Consider the following 17,335-nt stretch of genomic DNA (forward strand, 5'->3'; position numbering starts at 1 on the left):
CATGGCCGCGAGCATGGGTGGTCGGCTGGTCGGCCGCGAACCGGCGCTGGCTGTCGCCGTCGGCGCTCTCGACGAGGCGCTCGCCGGTGCCGGTCGGCTGCTGCTCGTGACCGGTGACCCGGGCATCGGCAAGACCGCCCTGGTCCGGGAGGTGGGCGCGATCGCCCGCGGCCGCGGGGCGCGGGTCATCTGGACGTCCTGTCCCCCGGGCGGCGGCGCTCCGGCGTACTGGCCGTGGTCGCAGGTGGTGCGGGCGCTGGACGAGGACGCGCACCGGGCCCTGACCCTGCTCGAGGGTGGCAGCGGAGTCGTCGCCGCCGACGACGCGACAGCCCGGTTCGAACTGCACGAAAGCGTGATCGGCGCGCTCGCCACCCTCGCCGGTGAGACCGGCGCGGTCATGGTCCTCGACGACCTCCACTGGGCCGACCAGCCGTCGCTGGAGCTGCTCGACGTCGCGGCCCGTCAGATCGGCGGGCAGCGTTTGCTCATCATCGGCACCTACCGCGACGTCGAGGCCCCGGCGACGCTCGATCGCCTTGCTGCGAACGCCGAGGGCATCACGCTCGGCGGCCTCGACTCCGAGGCCGTCACCGGACTCGTCACGACGATCACCGGGACGGCCCCGGGGCAGCTCGACGCCGATGTCCTCCGGTCGCGGACGGCCGGCAACCCGCTCTTCGTGAGGGAGCTCGCGCGGTTGATGGTCGCGCGTGGCACCGGCGCGACCGACAGCCGCGCCCTCCCGGCCACGGTGACCGAGACACTCCGCCAGCGGCTGACGCCCCTGACCGGAACCTGCCGCGAGCTGCTCGGCGTGGTCGCGGTGGCGGACACGACCGATCCGGCTCTGCTCCATCGGGCGACGGGCGTGCCGGGACCTGAGATCGCGAGGCTCCTCACCGAGGCACGAATGGCCCGGGTGCTGGTCGAGGAAGGCCCGGAGCCCGACCGCCCGTTCGTCCACGACCTCTATCGGGAGGCGGTGCTCGCGGAGCTGACGGCGGAGGACCGCCGCGCCCGGCACGGCACGGTGGCCGAGGCGTGGATCGAGCTGACAGCCGCCGACGGCGCCGCACCGGCCGGGCGGATCGCGGCCCACCTCGCTGCCGCGGTGCCCGAGACGCCGACCGCCCACGACGATCACCGTGCGCAGCTCGCCGTTGCCTGGCTCTCGCGCGCCGCTGCCGAAGCCACGACCCGGCTCGGTCACGAGGAGGCCGTCCGGCTCCACCGTCGGGCGCTCGAGCTCTCTGCAGGCCCCGACCCCCGGTTGCTCCTCTCCGTGGCGGAGGCGGAGCTGCGGGCGGGCGACCCCGCCGCGCGCGGGTCGTTCCTGACGGCGGCTGCGGGCGCGCGGGCCGTGGGTGACGTCGACGCGCTGACCGCCGCCGCGCTGGGGCTGCACCAGGTCGGCGCGCGCGGCGACCACGACACCCAGGTGGGGCTCCTCGAGGAGGCCACCGAGGCGGTGGAGAGCGGGACCCCCGAACGGGCACTCCTGCTCGCGGCCCTCGCCCGCGAGCACAGGCACGCGAACGGGCCGGCCGAGGAGTGGCAGCACACGGCCGAGGCGGCCGTCCGCGCCGCGCGCGAGCTCACCGACAACCCCCGGGTGCTCGCGACCTGCCTGCTCGCGCTGCACGACGCCATGTGGAACGCCGGCACCGCGGGGGCCCGACTGCCCGTCGTGGCCGAGATGGCCGAGGCCGCCGTCGCGGCGGGCGACACCGAGCTGGCGGCCCAGGCACGCGTCCTTCGGGCCGCGTGCCTGCTGGAGACCAACGACCGGCGGGGCCTCGTCGAGCTCGCGCACTACTGCCGCGAGGAGGAGTACCTCGGGCACGCGCGCGGCCGCTGGGAGGCCCTGAGCCGCTCGGCGACGCTACGGCTGATCACCGGCGCGGTCGACGAGGCGCGTGAGGCGAGCGCGGCGGCGTACGCACTCGGCACGCGGATCGGGATCCCGGACGCGGCCGGTGTCCACGGCACCCTGCAGTGGCCCCTGTCGCTCTTCACCGGGGAACGACTGGCCCTCCTGGAGACGATGAACCAGATCGACCTGATCCCGATGCGCGACGCCTTCACCGCGGCGGTGCTGCGGACCGAGGGCGATCCCGAGGAGGCGCGCCGGATCGCGCAGACCCTGTCCCTCGACGTCCTCCCCGTGGACAAGTACGACCTCGAGTTCGAGGCGCTCGCGGCCGAGGCGCTGGCGGTCGGCGGGCACACCACGGAGGCCGAACGCTCCTATCTGCAGCTGTTGCCGTACGCCGGAACGAACGTCGTCGTCGGCGGGTGCGCGTCGTTCTGGGGACCGGTCGACCTCTACCTCGGCCACCTGGCGCTGGCGCTCGACGATGCCGACGCGGCGCGCCGCCACTACGACGCCGCGGCAACCATGGCGGCCGCGCTCGGCGCGCCTCGCTGGCAGCAGCACGCCGCCGGCCTCCGCGAGTCGATCGAGGTCGCGAGCTCAGACATCCCGCGGTTCGTCCGCTCCGGCGAGGTGTGGACCCTGACCTGGCAGGGTCGGTCCGCTCACCTCCCGGACAGCAAGGGCATCCGCGACCTCGCCTGCCTGGTCGGGCGGCGCGGCCAGGACGTCGCCGCCACCGAGCTCATGTCGGGGCGGCCGACATCGGGGGCCGATCCGGTCCTCGATGCCCAGGCGAAGGCCTCCTACCGGCGACGACTCGAGGAGCTCGAAGAGGAGATCGACGACGCGGCTGTCGCGGGCGACCTCGGCCGCGCCGAGCGCGCCCGGGACGAGCGGGCGGCGCTGGTCGACGAGCTCGCGGCCGCAGTCGGCCTCGGCGGTCGTGACCGGCGGCTCGGTGACGACGCCGAGCGCGCCAGGAAGGCGGTCACGTCCCGGATCCGTGATGCCGTACGCCGCGTCACTGACCTGGATCCCGAACTCGGTGACCACCTTGCCGGCGCGGTGCAGACCGGCGCGTGGTGCGCCTACCGGCCCGGCTGAGCGGATCCTCGTGAATGCTTTCAGGCCCGGAATCCGTGGATTCCGGGCCTGAACTTTGTAGCGGGGGCAGGATTTGAACCTGCGACCTCTGGGTTATGAGTTATACCTACAGGTGATTCCGGCCCTCGCTCCACGCTGAACTTTCAGTATACCCGCAGGTCAGAGGCACATTTCGGTTCCACGCACGTCCACCGACGTCCCAGCGCATCCATGCCGACTTTGCCTACAACTGGCCTACAAGACAATTCTCCGGAAGGTCGCAGGCGATGTACTTTCGATGACGTGGCGAGTCCGGCGACGGGCGTAGCTATCAGGCATTCTCGACGACGTGGAGGTCGCCTTCGCGGACTTCGACGGTTGCCCGACCGAGCGGCACGACCCTTGTCAGGGCCTTGAACAGCGCGCCGAGGCCGGGGATCTTGGCGAAGATGCCTTGGGGGCCTCGAACCATCCGGCCGGTCTGCACGTCGTACTTAGCCGCGTGCCACGGGCAGACGACGCAGCCGTCGGCGTCGATGTTTCCTTCGTCGAGGTCCCCTCCCAGGTGCCTGCACTTGCGCGATACGGCGAAGTAGTCGCCGTTGTTGCCTACGGCGTACTTCCCAGCGCGTGTGAGACTCCCCGGCATCAACTCGTCTGCGGGTCCGACTCTGGTCATGATGTCCTCTTCTCGTCGTGATGTCGGTCAAAGACTTGGCTGCGAAGCGGCAGCCCGATAGCGGTCAGGCGGACGGAACCCAGTTCCCTTGGAAGCCGTGCGGCCCGCGGGTGGGTAGGTGGATGTTGGCGACTGTGTCGAGGGTGCCGACATCGAGTAGTACCAGGTCGCTGGTGTCGGTGGTTCGGTCGTAGTGATGGCCACTTTCCCTTGGCCCCTGCCGTAACGCTCCGCGACGACGGCTTCCTTCACTTCTCTCCTTGGGTCTCGTCGAAACGCCGCGCGGCCAGCTCGTGCGACGCAAGCGCGCGTGCGGGGTTGTCGCCGAGTCCGACTGCGAGCCCCGTGCCCAGGGGCAGAAGCACCGAGCCAACCGGGTCGTCGAAGGCCACGAAGTGGTCGGAGAGCTCAAGCGTCACGAAGCCATGGACCATGCTCCAGAGCTGCCCGGCCAACACCTTCGGGTCGTGGTGGTCAACCCGTTCTGCCTCGATCAGCCGAGCGCACGCCGCCACCACGTGGTCGTGGGCCCCGAGGAAGGCTGCCGAACTCCCGCTGGGTGACGCGCAGTGGTCCTTGATCGGCCGATAGGTCGCCCGTTTCGACAGCCCGAACATGAGGTCGTAGAGGTGCGGGTTCGCGCGAGCGATCTGTCGAGTCGTCAGTGCCATCGTGCAGAGGTCGGCTAGCGGATCGTCGGTGACCGCAACGCGTGAGAACTCCTCCGCGAGCCGCCTGAACCCGTCGTCGATGACGGCATTGAGCAACTCAGGTACGCCGCCGAAGTGGCTGTAGACAACCATGGTCGACAAGCCGCTTGCCGACGCCACCGTTCTGGCCTTGATGGCCGAGGGGCCTTCCTCGGCTAGAAGGCGGATCGTCGCGTCGACCAGCCGGGTCGGAACGTCAGTCGACAAGTGCACGGGCGTCCCGCAACGACTTCTTGTCGAGCTTGCCGACAGCGTTCTTGGGAAGCGTCTCGAGGATGTTGATCGTCTTGGGTCGCTTGTATCCGCTGAGGCTTTCGGCACATCGCGCCTTGAGTGCCTTGAGGTCGATCGTCGCACCGGGTCGGGCCTGTACGAACGCCACGACGATCTCGCCCCAGGTCTCGTCGGGTACGCCGATGACGGCAGCCTCGAGCACCGCGGGATCCGAGGCGAGCACGTCCTCGATCTCCTTGGGGTAGATGTTCTCGCCACCGCGGATGATCATTTCCTTGGATCGTCCGACGAGGGTCAGGTAGCCGTCGGTGTCGAGGTGCCCGACGTCCCCGGTGTGGAGCCATCCGTCGATGACCACGGCGGCTGTGTCGTCGGGACGTCCGAGGTAGCCACGCATGACGTTGGGCCCACGGACGACCACCTCCCCGTTCTCGCCTTGCGGAACCCCGTTGCCGGCACCGTCGAAGATGCGGAGCTCCTGCCCCGGGAACGGAAGGCCCACGGTGCCCGCCTTCCGCACACCTGAAACGGGGTTGATCGCTGATCCGCAGGTGCCCTCGGAGAGTCCATAGCCCTCGATGAGCGGAAACCCGAACCGGCTCTCGAAGCGGGCAAGGAGCTCTGCCGAGGCGGGCGCTGCGCCACAGACACCGAAACGAACCGACGAAGTGTCCCGCTTCACCTCCTCCGGCAGCGCCGCCAGCAAACTGTAGATGGTCGGCACCGCACTGAAGAAGGTCGGCCGCTCGCGCTCGATGGTCTCGAAGAAGGTGTCCGGTCTGAACCGGTCGGCGATGACGACACTGGCGCCGGCGAGGAGCGAAGTGAGGACGCTGACCACGATGCCGTTGACATGGAACAACGGCAGAATCAGCAGGCACCGGTCCTCGGGACCGACCTCGAGCGCCTGCCGGCCCATTTCCGTCATGGCATCGAGATTGGCGTGGTCGAGCATGACCCCCTTCGGAACCCCGGTCGTGCCAGAGGTGTAGATCAGCAGCGCCAGGGCCGCGGGGTCCACGTGAGGGGTGGGATCGGCCCCGATGGGGTCGTACATGTCACCCACAGGGAGGACAGGCACGTCCATCTTCGATGTCGTGTCCTCCTCTTCAACGATGAGGAGTCGGGCACCGGAGTCATCGAGCTGCCGCTGGACCTCGACCGCAGTCAGGCTCGGGTTGATCGGCGTGATGGTCGCGCCCAACCGCCAAGCCGCAAAGAGCAACAGCACGAAATCGATCCGATTGTTGAGCTTGAGCGCGACAACGTCACCGGCGCCGATGCCGAACTCGTTGAGCCGACGAGCGACTGCAAGCACTCCGTCCAGCAGATCGCTGTTCGTGAGGGATCCGGAGCCGTCCGCAACGGCGGGTCCGGATGGATCCAGAGCGGCACGACGGTCCGGAAGAGTGACGAACTCCATGGCAAGCAAACCTGCCTTTCGGGAGGTAGGTGGATCGGGGTAGTCGGATCAGGGCAGCTGGAGGTGGCGGGTCAGGAACTCGATCTGGTCAGTGACCAGCTGCTCGAACGGCTCGCCCAGGTAGAAGGCGAAGTGGCCGGCCTCGTAGGTCTTGATCTCCCCGCGGGGGGCGGTGCGCGCGTAGCGAAGTGTCTGCTCGGGTGGCGTGACGGTGTCGTGGTTGCTGACACAGAAGAGGATCGGCATGGCCACCTTCTTCGCCGAGCGGCCCGGGCGGTACGCCGTGATCGTCGGGACCACCCGCGCGGCCGCCGCGTTGACGAAGTCCGTGCCGGGTGGGATCAAGGCCTGGTAGCCGGGGAGGGCGTCGGGCGCGTTCATCAGGGCCACCGAGCCGGGAGTGCCCGCCAACGGGAGAGTGACCGGATCCGCGCCTCGTGCCTTGGCCGCCAGATCGCGGGCGACGAAGGGCAGGAGCTTCAGGGAAGCTCTGGGACCCAATACTCGTGCCGATGCGAGGCCGTCGGTGAAGGGGCACTGGGACACGGCCGCGAGCAGCTCAGGGTGGCGTGAGGCGACAGTGATGGCGTGGCCACCGCCGAAGGAGCTGCCCCACACGGCAACACGCTGGCCGTCCAGGTCGTCGCGACCCTTGACGTGCGCGATTGCGGCGTCCCAGTCGGCGAGCTGACGCTTGATCGACAACAGCTGGCGCGGCTGGCCGCCACTGTCACCGAAGTGCCGGTAGGTAAACGCGAAGGCAGCGATGCCGGCCTTCGCAAAGCGCTCCGCGAACGCGTCGAGGCGCATCTCACGAGTGGCGCCAAGGCCATGGCCGAGGATGACTACGGGCGGTGATGCCACGCCTGTCGGGAGGTAGAGCCAGGCCGCGCAGGTCGCGTCGCCCGAGGTGAATGAGACATCGTGACGTGTGTAGGGCTTGGTCTTCGCCATCAGCGGTTCACCTTCTCCTTGCTCGCGCGCATGCCGGGCACGGCGCCCGCTTCAAGCGCTTCTTCGTAGATGCCTGGGGAATAGAGCGGCAGTTCGCTCGTCGCTTCGGTGGTGGCCATGTAGTCGAGCATCAATTGCTGGCCCACTTTGGACAGCGCGGTGGTGAGGAACTCGGCGCTCTCGACGTGCAGGCCGTCGGTCAGTGACATCGAGCCGCCGAAGTAGACCGCCCGCTTGATGCCCCCGACCGATTCCTTCGTACGCCGGCCGAAATGGCTCGCAAGCTCCACAGCGCGCTCGAGCACCTCGTCCTGGGCGACGACGTCGTCGACTGCACCGTTGGCCAGCGCCTGCTCCGGCGTGAACGGCTTGCCCTCGAGGATCGCGACCAGGGACTGGTGCGTGCCGACCAATCGGGTCAGCCGCTGTGTTCCGCCACCCCCGGGCATGATGCCCAGGAGGACCTCTGGCTGGCCGATGAAGTAGTCACCGTCGGCCATGACTCGTAGGTCGTTCGCCCAGGCGAACTCCGCGCCCAAACCCAGAGCCGAACCGTTGAGGGCTGCGACGAAGATGACGCCACTGCGGTTCATCTTCAGGAACGTCCTGTGGAGGCGCTCGAGCTGGACAGCGGGCCACAGCGGGGTCTTGCCGAGGAGGGACTGCAGCCCACCCGCGCGGTTGATGCCCTTGGCCGTGTGCGCGAGCGCCGATGCGCCCTTCAGGCCGACCGAGGGGACCTTTGCCCCGCCCTCCTGTAGCCAGCGAACCTCGGCGTGGCTGACGAAGCGCTCCGGGTGTGTGCCGGTGAAGACCACTGCGTGAACGTTCGGGTCGCGGTCGGCGCGGTCCACGAGCGCGTCGAGTTGCTCGGCGATGTCGTTGCCGAACAGCCCAAGGGGGCCGCCGTCGATTCGCGCAACCAGTACGGCTCCGCGGTCCTCGATCTCGAGGTTTCCCCTGACTTCCTGTGCCATGACTGGTCCCTTGGGTGAGGTATGGATGGTTCCTTCGGGCAAATATAACGAAGTTATCGCAATCTGGCAACCCCCTCCCCTGCACCGCCTCAACGTGATCCGCGACGCCGGGTGCAAGCATGGGAGCCATGTCCGAAGAACCGACGCCGGGGGGCGTACCGGGACGCCTCGTGCAAGCCACGATCAAGCTGCTCGCGGAGCAGGGTCCCTCGGCCATCAAGGCACGCACCGTCGCGTCCGAGGCGGGCATGTCGACGATGGTGGTCTACAGCCACTTCGGCGGCGTCCCCGAGCTGATCCGGGCCGTCGTCGACCACGGCTACTTCGAGATGGAGACGGCGCTCTCCAAGGTGCCGATCACAGACGATCCGATCGCGGATCTGTTCTCCATGGCCCTGACCACCCGCGAGTTCGCCCGAACGAACCCGCACTTGTACGACCTGATGTTCGGACTGTCGACCCGCGCGACGTACCGCCCCACCCCCGACAAGGACGTTCGTCGAAGTGGACATTCGCCGGCGTTCCAGGCCGCCTACGCGCATCTGACTGAAGCGTGCTCCAGGCTCGTGGATTCCGGTCGGGTCGAGGCGCTGGATCCCAAGGTGGTCGCCGCCGCGCTGTGGAGCTTCGTGCACGGTTACGTCACGCTCGAGCTCGGTGACCACTTCACTGATTTCGACGACCCGGTGACGCAGGTGATGCTCCCGATGGGAGTGACGTTGTGTGTGGGCCTCGGCGACGATCAGGAACGGGCCCGCGCGTCGCACGAGGCTGCCCTGGTGCTCAGTCGCCGGGGCTCGGGGCCGGCGGCACGAGCTGCTCATTCCGCCCGAGGGCCGCGATCTCGCGCTCGAGGGTAGGCACCCACTTGCCGGCGAAGCGTTTCGCCCAGGGCCATGCCACCGGTGAGCTGATGGCAGCCTTCGCCCAACTCGCGGCACCGACCGCACGCGGGACGTAGACCCGGGCTCGCCGACTCACCAGCCCGTCGACGATCGCACCCGCAGCCTTGTCGACGCTGGTCGTGACGTTCCCCGGATAGGGCAGTTCCTTCCGTAGCTGAACGAAGGAGGGGATGTCTTGCTCCGCGCCCTTGACCAGGTCGGTCTCAATCCACGACGGATGCACCAGGCCGACCGTGACACCGAGGTGCGCCACTTCCTGGCGGTAGGCCAGCGTGAGCATCTCGACGCCCGCCTTGCTTGCGGCGTACGACGACATCGAGGGCAGGGCCAGAAACGAGAGTGCTGAGGCGACCACCATCACGTGACCACCGCTGCTCTCGAGATGCGGCGTCGCGTACTTCAGCGTCCGGAAGGTCCCGGTGAGGTTGACGTCGATGACCCTCTCGAACACCGCGTCATCGGCCTGTCGCACGGTCCCGTAGGCCACCACCCCAGCATTGGCCACCACGAGGTCGATGCCGCCCATCGCCTCGGCGCTCTCATCGATCGCGAACTGAACCGACTTCCCATCGCGGACATCAGCCTCGCACCACGTCGCTGCGGCACCAAGCTCGTCGGCAAGCGCCTTCAGCCGATCGGGCTCGAGCCCGATCAACGCAACCCGTGCGCCGCGGGCAACCGCAAGGCGCGCGACCTCCGCGCCAATTCCTCTTGCCGCACCCGTGACCAGAAGCTTGTGACCAGACAAATCATGTTTCATGGAATAGACTATAACTTGGTTATAGTTGAGGGACAAGAGCGGCACCGAGCCGCACTCTTCCCGTAGGGCATCCGAGAAAGCAGGCTGACATGAAGGCATTCGTGGTCAAGAAGTACGGCAAGGACGGCCTTCATGCCGCCGACGTCCCGCTCCCCACCGTGGGCGACAACGACGTGCTGGTCAAGGTGAGCGCGGCGAGCATCAACCCCCTGGACAAGATGGTCCGTAACGGGGAGTTCAAGCAGCTGATCAAGTACAAGAAACCGTTCGTGCTGGGTCACGACGTCTCGGGCGTGGTGACCAAGGTCGGCGCCGGTGTCCGAAACCTCAGCTCCGGTGACGAGGTTTACGCCAGGCCGCGCGACCTCCGGATCGGAACCTTCGCCGAGTACATCGCGATCGACCAGGACGACGCCGCCCTCAAGCCGGCCTCGCTGACCCTCCACGAGGCCGCCGCTGTCCCGCTGGTCGCCCTCGCCGCCTGGCAGACGCTCGTCGACCTCGCCCAGGTCAAGCCCGGTCAGAGGGTGCTCGTGCATGCGGGTGCCGGCGGTCTCGGGTCGACGGTGGTCCAGCTCGCCAAGCACCTGGGCGCGTACGTCGCCACAACGGCGCACACCAACGACGTAGACCGCGTGCGCGAGCTCGGCGCCGACGAGGTCGTCGACTTCACCCAGACCGACTTCGCCGAGGTGCTGTCCGGCTTCGACGTCGTACTCGACTCCCTCGGCGGTGCCAACCTGGAGAAGTCGCTGACCGTCCTTAGGCCCGGCGGCCTGGCGATCAGCGTGGTCGGCCCACCCGATCCCACGTTCGCCCAGCAGTTGGGCCAGCCCATCCTGCGCCCGGTCATGTCTGTCATGAGTCGCAAGGTGCGCAAACAGGCGCGGAAGCTCGGGGTTCGCTACTCGTTCTTCTTCATGCAGGCGAGCGGCACACAGCTCAGTGAACTCGCCGCCCTGTACGAGGCCGGCCATCTCCGCCCGGTCCTCGACGAGCGGACCTTCTCCTTTGACCAGACCGTCGAGGCACTCGCCTACGTCGAGCAGGGGAAGGCCCGCGGCAAGGTCGTCATCACGATGGACGGGGACACCCGATGAGCCGGAGCACCACGCAGGTGAAAGATGCCGTCACGTCGCCGACCCTGACGATCGCGGTCGGCGGAACTCCGTTCGCCTACCGCGAGTTCGGGCCGAGCACTGGCGTGCCGCTGGTCTTCCTGCACCACTTCACGGCAGTCATCGACGACTGGGACCCGCGCGTCATCGACGGGATCGCCGCCGAGCGACGTGTGATCGTCTTCGACAATCGCGGTGTCGGTGGATCCGGTGGCCGCACGCCCACAACGGTGTCGGCGATGGCGGACGATGCCATCGCGTTCATTCGGGCCCTTGGCCTGGAGCAGGTCGACCTGATGGGGTTCTCCCTGGGCGGATTCATCTCGCAGGTGATCGTCACGGAGGAGCCCACCGTGGTGCGCAGGATGGTGCTCGCTGGCACCGGCGCAGCAGGCAGCGCGCGCGTCGGAAAGTTCTCCCGAAGGCTGATTTCAGACACTCTCCAGGGCGCGATTACCCTCAGCGACCCGAAGCCGTACCTCTTCTTCACCAGATCGGCCAACGGCAAGGCAGCCGCGGCGGGATACATGCAGCGGCTCAACGAGCGCACCGCAGACCGCGTCCGGCCGACGTCGCTGCGAGGAGTCGCCGCGCAGCTCGTTGCGATTCACCGCTGGGGACGCCAGGCTCCGATGGACCTCGCTGCGATCGAACATCCGGTGCTCGTTGCCAACGGGGAGGACGACCGGATGCTCCCCACGCGAGCTTCGTTCGACCTGGCCCACCGTCTGCCGAACGCTTCGCTGAGGATCTACCCCGACTCCGGCCATGGCGGCGTGTTCCAGTACCACGAGCAGTTCGTCTCACAGGTGCTGGAGTTCCTCAGCTAACGGACGAAGGCTGGTCAGTCGGCAGGCGCATCACGAAGTCCGAGACCAGCGGGGCAAGCTCGTCGGCCTTGGTGACGAGGCCGAGGTGACCGTCGTCGTACACATGCAGCACGCTGTGCGGCAGTAGCCGATGCATGATGCGAGCATTGACCAACGGGATGATGGGGTCGTCGCTTCCGGCCAGGATCAGGACCGGCTGACGGATGAACGGGAGAGCGGGCAGGCTGGTCCAACCCGCTCCCGCCAGCAGCTGCATCAGATAGCCGCGACGCGAGACGCCGGCTTGGTCGTGCAGCAGCAGCCGAGCCAAGGCGGGCTCGTCCCTGAGCCGACCGCCATAGAGCTCGGCCGCGACGGACGTTGCGTATTCCGGGTCTCGGTAACGGCGAGGCGTGATCATCTTGCGCAACACCCAGGGGTTGGCGGGCACCATCAGCGAACCCGTGGCGGTGCTGACCAGCACAGCTCTCCGACATCGGTGCGGGTGCTGGAATGCAACCTGCTGGGCCAGCCCGCCGCCCCAGGAGATGCCGAGAACGTCGAAGGTGTCGTATCCCATCCGGCTGAGCACCCTCCCGAGCAGCCAGGCCAGTCCGGCAAAGGTGTAGGGAACACGTGCTGGTGGAGATTCACCGACGCCGGGTACGTCGAATCTGACGACCTCGATGCGGGGGTCGATCTGGTCGACGAAGGGCTGTAGGAGCTCGAGCCTGGCGCCGATGCCGTTGCACAGCACCAGCGGCGGCCGACCAGGCTCGGTGCCGGGCCGCACCGACACACGTACTGAATGCCCCAGCACCGTTACCTGAAACGCGTTCTCACTCACGCGTAGCCCTCCCCTACTTCTCGAGGACGTAGGTGCCCGGCGCGTCGGCCAGCGGCGGCAGCCCAGCTGTTCCGAGCCGGTCGGGCGCAGGCATCAGCTCGCCACATCGAGCGTCGAGCCAGACGGAGAGATCGGTCCACCACGTGCCTTGATGGGTCTCCGCCCGAGCCAGCCACGTGTCTGAGTCGTCGACGTTCTCGTCGTTGGTGCGGTACGTCGACTTGGGGTTGCCCGGCGGATTCACCATTGCCGCGACGTGCCCGCTGGTCGACAACACGAACTTCGTCTTTCCTCCGAGCAGCTGTGTGGTGCGGTAGCAGCTCTCCCAGGGCGTGATGTGGTCGGTGACACCGGCCACGATGTAGGAGTCGACCGTGATCGCGCGAAGGTCGATCGGTACCCCGAGGACGGCGACCGCGCCGGGTTGGGTCAGCTGATTGTCGACAGCCATGTCGATGAAGTCCGCATGCAGCCCCGCGGCCATGCGGGTGGTGTCGGAGTTCCAGAACAAGAGATCCATGGCCGGCGGCCGGTTTCCGAGGAGGTAGTTGTTCACCCAGTAGTTCCAGACCAGGTCCCCCGGTCGCAGCCAGGCAAAGACCTCGGCCAGGGCCCGCCCGTCGAGGTAGCCCTTGCTGGCCGATCTCGCCTTGGCCTTGGCGGCGATCCTTGGGTCGACCAAGGCTGCCACGGTGCCGGTCCCGGCGTTGTCGATCACCGTGACCGCCAGGCACAACCCGGCCAGCCGGTCTTGTTGGTCGGTCGCGGCGAGGTACGCGGCGGTGATGGTGGCCAGGATGCCTCCCGAACAGATGCCGCCGAGCATTGTCTTCGTGCTGCCGGTGATCTCCTCGACGGCGTCGAACGCATCCAGGATGGCCCGGACGTAGGTGTCGAAGTTCCAGCCGGCGTGCCGGGAATCCGGGTTGCGCCAGGAGATGACGAAGAGTTGTCGGCCCTGTTGTGCTCCGAACTCCACAAGGCTGCGTCCAGGCGCAAGGTCGATTGCATAGAACTTGTTGATGGTGGGGGGCACGACGAGTACGGGTACGTCGTACACCTGTTCCGCCTGCGGCTGGTACTGGATGAGCTCGAGAACCTCGTTGCGGAACACCACAGCACCGGGCGTTGCCGCGATGTTCTCACCGACAACGAAACCGCTGCTGTCCACCATCTCTGGGATGCGCGGCGAGCTCGAGAGATCCTTCAAGAACTGCTTGCCGCCGCGCACCAGGCTTAGGCCGCCGGTGTCGATGGCTGCCTTCGCGGACGCCGGGTTGACCAGTGGCAAATTGCTCGGCGCGACTGCCTCCACGATGTTTTCCAGCAGGAACCGGACCCTCTTGCTGTCGCGCAGGTCGAGGTCGGCGTCGTCGACGAGCTGGTCCAGGGTCTGCCCGCCAGCCAGGTAGAGCTGGACCAGCCGCTTCAGGAAGGGGTTCTCGGTCCACGCGATGTCCCGAAACCTCCGGTCCCCGCGCTCTGGCGAGAGCGTCGACGTGCCGGCCACGATCCGGCGCGCCTCTCCCCCCAGCCCGCCAAGCCTGCGCCCCACGGCCCGCGGTTGCCGGGCGAGGGAGCCCACCCACTTGGCAGTTGACCTGTCCGGGGTGAAACCAGCGGCCGGACCCAGCGCAGCGTCGACGAACAGGGCGCCGACCGGTGGACCAGCGTCAGTGAGAGAAGAGGACGTTTCTGCGGTCATCGGATGATCCCCTCGTAGCCGAATGAAGTGCGCGTTCGCGAAGACCGTCGCCCGAGCGATTCTATAACTTCGTTATTGTAATCGCAAGCAGAGTGCGCGGCAGGTTGGTGCGGATCCGGCTGACAGCGCAGCCGGCGATCAGGGACGCCTGCAGCCGGTTGCCCGCCCGGGATCCCCGCGAACCACGATCCGAGCCGCTCGAGGTCGAGCCCTGGCGGTGCATGCACGGGGATGGTCAGCGCCCCGGTAGTCGAAGACCACGCCATCGACCAGGCGGGTCGCGGTCATGTCCCTACTCCGTGTCGTAGACCACGCGGCCAACGGTTGCGCCGTCGGCAAGCCGCTGGACGCCGTCGGCGACGGACTCCAGCGCGAGCCGCTCGCTGACAAGCGGGGCCACGGCGCCCTCAGCGGCGAGCCGCGTCAGGTCGCGGTGGCACTCGGTGACCGCGGGAGGGTCAAACCGGTTGTAGAGGCCCCAGTGCAGCCCCACGATCGAGTAGTTCTTGACCAGTGCGTGGTTCAGTGCGGCGGACTGGATCTCGCCACCGGCGAACCCGACCACCAGGATCCGGCCCTCGAACGCAATGCACTTGGTCGAGCGCTGGTAGGTGTCACCACCGACCGGGTCGTAGATCACGTCGACCCCGCGGCCACCGGTCTCGGCCTTGACCACGTCGATGAAGTCCTGCTCGCGTCGATCGACCACGACGTCCGCGCCGAGCGCGTAGGCCACCTTGGCCTTGTCCGCACCGCCGACAACGCCGATCACCTTGGCGCCGGCTGCCTTGCCGAGCTGGACGGCTGCACTTCCGACACCGCCGGCAGCGGCGTGCACGAGCAGTGTCTCCCCCGGCTGGAGTGCCGCCCGGCGGTGAAGGCCGAACCATCCGGTCTGGTAGCCGATGTAGAGGGAGGCTGCCTGCGCGTTGTCGAGCGCCTCGGGCGCGGGGAACGTGGTGGCCGCATCCATGACGGCCAGCTCGCCGAAGCCGCCGTACGGCAGCACCGCACCGCCCAGCACCCGGTCGCCGACATTGAAGCCTGTGACGCGGTCACCGAGCGCGACCACCTCCCCGCACAGCTCGACCCCAGGCGTGAACGGCAGATCCGGCTTGACCTGGTAGGTCCCGCGGCACATGAGGACGTCGGGGAAGTTCGCCGGGGACGCCAGCACCTTCACCACCAGTTGTCCGGCACCAGGCTGCGGATCGTCGACGTCGACCAGTCGCATGGCCTCCTTGGGCTCACCGAGCTCCGTTACCTGCCAGGCCCTCATACCTGCACCTCCGTCTGCTCGAGCTGCTGCTGGAGCTTGTTCATGCCTACGAGCCAGCGGTCGGGCTGGGTGGCTCGGGCCGCGTAGTAGTTGGCGACCTCCGGGTGCGGGAGCACCAGGAAGCGGTCCGTCTGCATCGCCTGCCAGGTCGCCTCGGCGACGTCCTCGGGCGTGAGCGCACCGTTGGCGACAAGCAGTTCCCTCATCGCGCCGCTGTTGTTCAACATGTCGGTCTGCACCCCCTGGGGGCAGATCGCGTGCACGACGATGCCGCGGTGTCGGTACGTCGCTGAGAGCCACTCCGCGAACGCGACCGCACCGTGCTTGGTGACTGAGTACGGTGCGCTGCCCAGCGCCGTGAGCAGCCCTGCCGCGGACGCGGTCGCAACGAAGCGTCCGCCACCGCGCTCGAGCCAATCGGGCACCAGCAGCCGGGCCGCCCGCACGTGCGCCATCGTGTTGATCTCCCAGCTCGACGCCCACTCGTCCTCGGAGGCCTCCAGCCCTGGGCCGTGGACCACCCCCGCGTTGGCGAACCAGGCGTCGATCTGGCCGAGGTGTGCGCGGGCGCCCTCCACGAGGGTGGCGACGCCCGCCTCGGACGCAGCGTCCCCGGGCAACGGGTGCGCTCCGATCTCGTCGGCCGTCGCCTTCGTGCGCTCCGGGTCGAGGTCGTTGACGACCACCCGGGCGCCCTCCGCGACCAGCCGTGCGGCCAGCGCCCGACCAATGCCGCCCTCGGCACCGGTGACGACGATCCCGCGTCCCGCGACGATGCTCATTCGACGCCGCCGGTGAGCGTGACGCCGCCGTCGACGACGACGGTCTGGCCGGTCATCCAGGCCGCGTCCTGCGAGAGCAGGAAGGCCACGACGCTGCCGATGTCCTCGGGCACGCCGAGCCGCTTGAGCGGATATTGCGTGGCGAGCTTCTCCTCGCGCCCTTCGTAGAGCGCGGTGGCGAACTTCGTCTTCACCACGGCCGGCGCCACCGCGTTGACCCGGATGTCCGGGCCCAGCTCGACAGCCAGTAGCTCGGTGATCGAGATCAGCATCGCCTTGCTTGCACCGTAGAACCCGATGCCCGGTGCCGGCCGGATCCCGGCGACCGAGGAGACGTTGACGACGGCGCCGCCGTGCTCCTTCATCCAGGCCCGATGGACCTGCTGCACCCACGACAGGGCCGCGATGCAGTTCACCTCCACGGTCTTGCGCGCCGCGCCGAGGTCGAGCTCGACCATCGGGCCGTAGGCGGAGTTGATGCCGGTGTTGTTCACCAGCAGGTCGGCGCTGCCGAAGATCTCGATGGCCTGGCGGACCGTCTCGGCCTGGTGCTCGACGTCGTCGGCCTTCCCGGCCACGCCCAGGGCGTGCTCGGGCCCGCCCAGGTTGGCGACGGCCTCATCGAGGGCCTCCTTGTTGCGGGCTGTGATGGCGACCTTGGCGCCCTCGGCGACCAGTCGTTCGGCGATCGCGAGGCCGATGCCCCGGCTGGCGCCGGTGACGATGGCGGTCTTGCCCTGGAGCCTCTGGCTCATGGTCTCTCCTTCTCATCGTGTTCGGATCAGCTGAGCCGCTCGAGGACCATGGCCACGCCCTCACGGTCAGTGGTTGGCTCGGCCAGCAATGCCGAAACCGACACGGACCCGTTCAACCCGGACCGTGTGCCGCGCCCGGGTCCGTTCTCAGGTTTCACACCAATTCGCGTTTGAGGATCTTGCCGGTCGCAGTCATGGGGAGAGCGTCGACGAAGTCGATGATGCGGGGGTACTTGTAGCCGGCCATCTGCTCCCTCCCCCAGGCGACGAGTTCGTCCTCGGTGATGGTTGCGCCCTCGCTGCGGATAACGACGGCCTTGACCTCTTCGCCGTGGCTGACGTGCGGGATGCCAATGACGGCGGCAAGGGAGACGTCGGGGTGGGTCATCAGGACCTCTTCGATCTCGCGCGGGTACACGTTGAAACCGCCGCGGAT

The 17,335-nt window shown here is 68.1% G+C and carries 16 protein-coding genes; 4 read left to right on the forward strand and 12 right to left on the reverse strand.

Annotation, left to right across the window (positions count from 1 at the left end):
- Position 1: 1 nt before the first annotated feature.
- Positions 2–2,983: an ATP-binding protein gene (locus ACOADB_RS05530; protein WP_378596938.1), complete on the forward strand. Its 2,982-nt coding sequence runs from the start codon at positions 2–4 to the stop codon at positions 2,981–2,983.
- A 310-nt stretch (positions 2,984–3,293) separates the two neighbouring features.
- Here the strand turns inward: ACOADB_RS05530 and ACOADB_RS05535 are convergent, their stop codons facing one another.
- The 5 genes from ACOADB_RS05535 to ACOADB_RS05555 all read right to left on the reverse strand — a co-directional run bounded on the left by ACOADB_RS05535 (position 3,294) and on the right by ACOADB_RS05555 (position 7,939).
- Complete coding sequence (locus ACOADB_RS05535) at positions 3,294–3,641, reverse strand: Rieske (2Fe-2S) protein (RefSeq protein ID WP_378596939.1); 348 nt, start codon at positions 3,639–3,641, stop codon at positions 3,294–3,296.
- 248 nt (positions 3,642–3,889) lie between these two features.
- Positions 3,890–4,564 carry a TetR/AcrR family transcriptional regulator gene (locus ACOADB_RS05540; protein WP_378597054.1) on the reverse strand — a complete coding sequence of 225 codons (675 nt, stop codon included), beginning with the start codon at positions 4,562–4,564 and terminating at the stop codon, positions 3,890–3,892.
- Positions 4,548–6,008 (reverse strand): class I adenylate-forming enzyme family protein, encoded by a 1,461-nt coding sequence (locus ACOADB_RS05545; protein WP_378596940.1) that lies wholly within the window; start codon positions 6,006–6,008, stop codon positions 4,548–4,550. The genes ACOADB_RS05540 and ACOADB_RS05545 overlap by 17 nt, the downstream gene beginning before the upstream one ends.
- A gap of 48 nt (positions 6,009–6,056) precedes the next feature.
- Positions 6,057–6,962: an alpha/beta hydrolase gene (locus tag ACOADB_RS05550; RefSeq protein ID WP_378596941.1), complete on the reverse strand. Its 906-nt coding sequence runs from the start codon at positions 6,960–6,962 to the stop codon at positions 6,057–6,059.
- On the reverse strand, positions 6,962–7,939 hold the full coding sequence (locus ACOADB_RS05555; RefSeq protein ID WP_378596942.1) for an enoyl-CoA hydratase/isomerase family protein: 978 nt from the start codon (positions 7,937–7,939) through the stop codon (positions 6,962–6,964). Before ACOADB_RS05555 ends, ACOADB_RS05550 begins: the two co-directional genes overlap by 1 nt.
- Before the next feature lie 128 nt (positions 7,940–8,067).
- On the opposite strand from ACOADB_RS05555, the gene ACOADB_RS05560 reads away from it, so the two are divergent.
- Positions 8,068–8,799 (forward strand): TetR/AcrR family transcriptional regulator, encoded by a 732-nt coding sequence (locus tag ACOADB_RS05560; RefSeq protein ID WP_378596943.1) that lies wholly within the window; start codon positions 8,068–8,070, stop codon positions 8,797–8,799.
- Here the strand turns inward: ACOADB_RS05560 and ACOADB_RS05565 are convergent.
- A complete protein-coding gene (locus ACOADB_RS05565; protein WP_378596944.1) occupies positions 8,723–9,640 on the reverse strand; it encodes an SDR family oxidoreductase in 918 nt (305 codons plus the stop codon). The two genes, ACOADB_RS05560 and ACOADB_RS05565, sit on opposite strands and share 77 nt — an antisense overlap.
- Positions 9,641–9,693: 53 nt before the next feature.
- On the opposite strand from ACOADB_RS05565, the gene ACOADB_RS05570 reads away from it, so the two are divergent.
- Together ACOADB_RS05570 and ACOADB_RS05575 are read left to right on the forward strand one after the other, a co-directional pair.
- Positions 9,694–10,704: an NADP-dependent oxidoreductase gene (locus ACOADB_RS05570; RefSeq protein ID WP_378596945.1), complete on the forward strand. Its 1,011-nt coding sequence runs from the start codon at positions 9,694–9,696 to the stop codon at positions 10,702–10,704.
- Positions 10,701–11,552, forward strand: a complete 852-nt coding sequence (locus tag ACOADB_RS05575) for an alpha/beta fold hydrolase (RefSeq protein ID WP_378596946.1) — start codon at positions 10,701–10,703, stop codon at positions 11,550–11,552. Before ACOADB_RS05570 ends, ACOADB_RS05575 begins: the two co-directional genes overlap by 4 nt.
- On the opposite strand, the gene phaZ is transcribed toward ACOADB_RS05575, so the two are convergent.
- The 6 genes from phaZ to ACOADB_RS05605 form a co-directional block, all read right to left on the reverse strand.
- A complete protein-coding gene (phaZ, locus tag ACOADB_RS05580) occupies positions 11,545–12,378 on the reverse strand; it encodes a poly(3-hydroxyalkanoate) depolymerase (protein ID WP_378596948.1) in 834 nt (277 codons plus the stop codon). The genes ACOADB_RS05575 and phaZ overlap by 8 nt on opposite strands.
- A gap of 13 nt (positions 12,379–12,391) precedes the next feature.
- A complete protein-coding gene (locus tag ACOADB_RS05585; RefSeq protein ID WP_378596949.1) occupies positions 12,392–14,083 on the reverse strand; it encodes a PHA/PHB synthase family protein in 1,692 nt (563 codons plus the stop codon).
- Between the two features lie 292 nt (positions 14,084–14,375).
- A complete protein-coding gene (locus ACOADB_RS05590; RefSeq protein WP_378596951.1) occupies positions 14,376–15,362 on the reverse strand; it encodes an NADPH:quinone oxidoreductase family protein in 987 nt (328 codons plus the stop codon).
- Positions 15,359–16,144 carry an SDR family oxidoreductase gene (locus tag ACOADB_RS05595; RefSeq protein WP_378596953.1) on the reverse strand — a complete coding sequence of 262 codons (786 nt, stop codon included), beginning with the start codon at positions 16,142–16,144 and terminating at the stop codon, positions 15,359–15,361. The genes ACOADB_RS05590 and ACOADB_RS05595 overlap by 4 nt, the downstream gene beginning before the upstream one ends.
- Positions 16,141–16,899: an SDR family oxidoreductase gene (locus tag ACOADB_RS05600; RefSeq protein WP_378596954.1), complete on the reverse strand. Its 759-nt coding sequence runs from the start codon at positions 16,897–16,899 to the stop codon at positions 16,141–16,143. Before ACOADB_RS05600 ends, ACOADB_RS05595 begins: the two co-directional genes overlap by 4 nt.
- A 154-nt stretch (positions 16,900–17,053) precedes the next feature.
- The coding region (locus tag ACOADB_RS05605; RefSeq protein WP_420280562.1) for an AMP-binding enzyme at positions 17,054–17,335 on the reverse strand (282 nt) is incomplete at its 5' end.

This window comes from Nocardioides sp. CPCC 206348 (assembly GCF_048654705.1).
Classification (GTDB): domain Bacteria; phylum Actinomycetota; class Actinomycetes; order Propionibacteriales; family Nocardioidaceae; genus Nocardioides.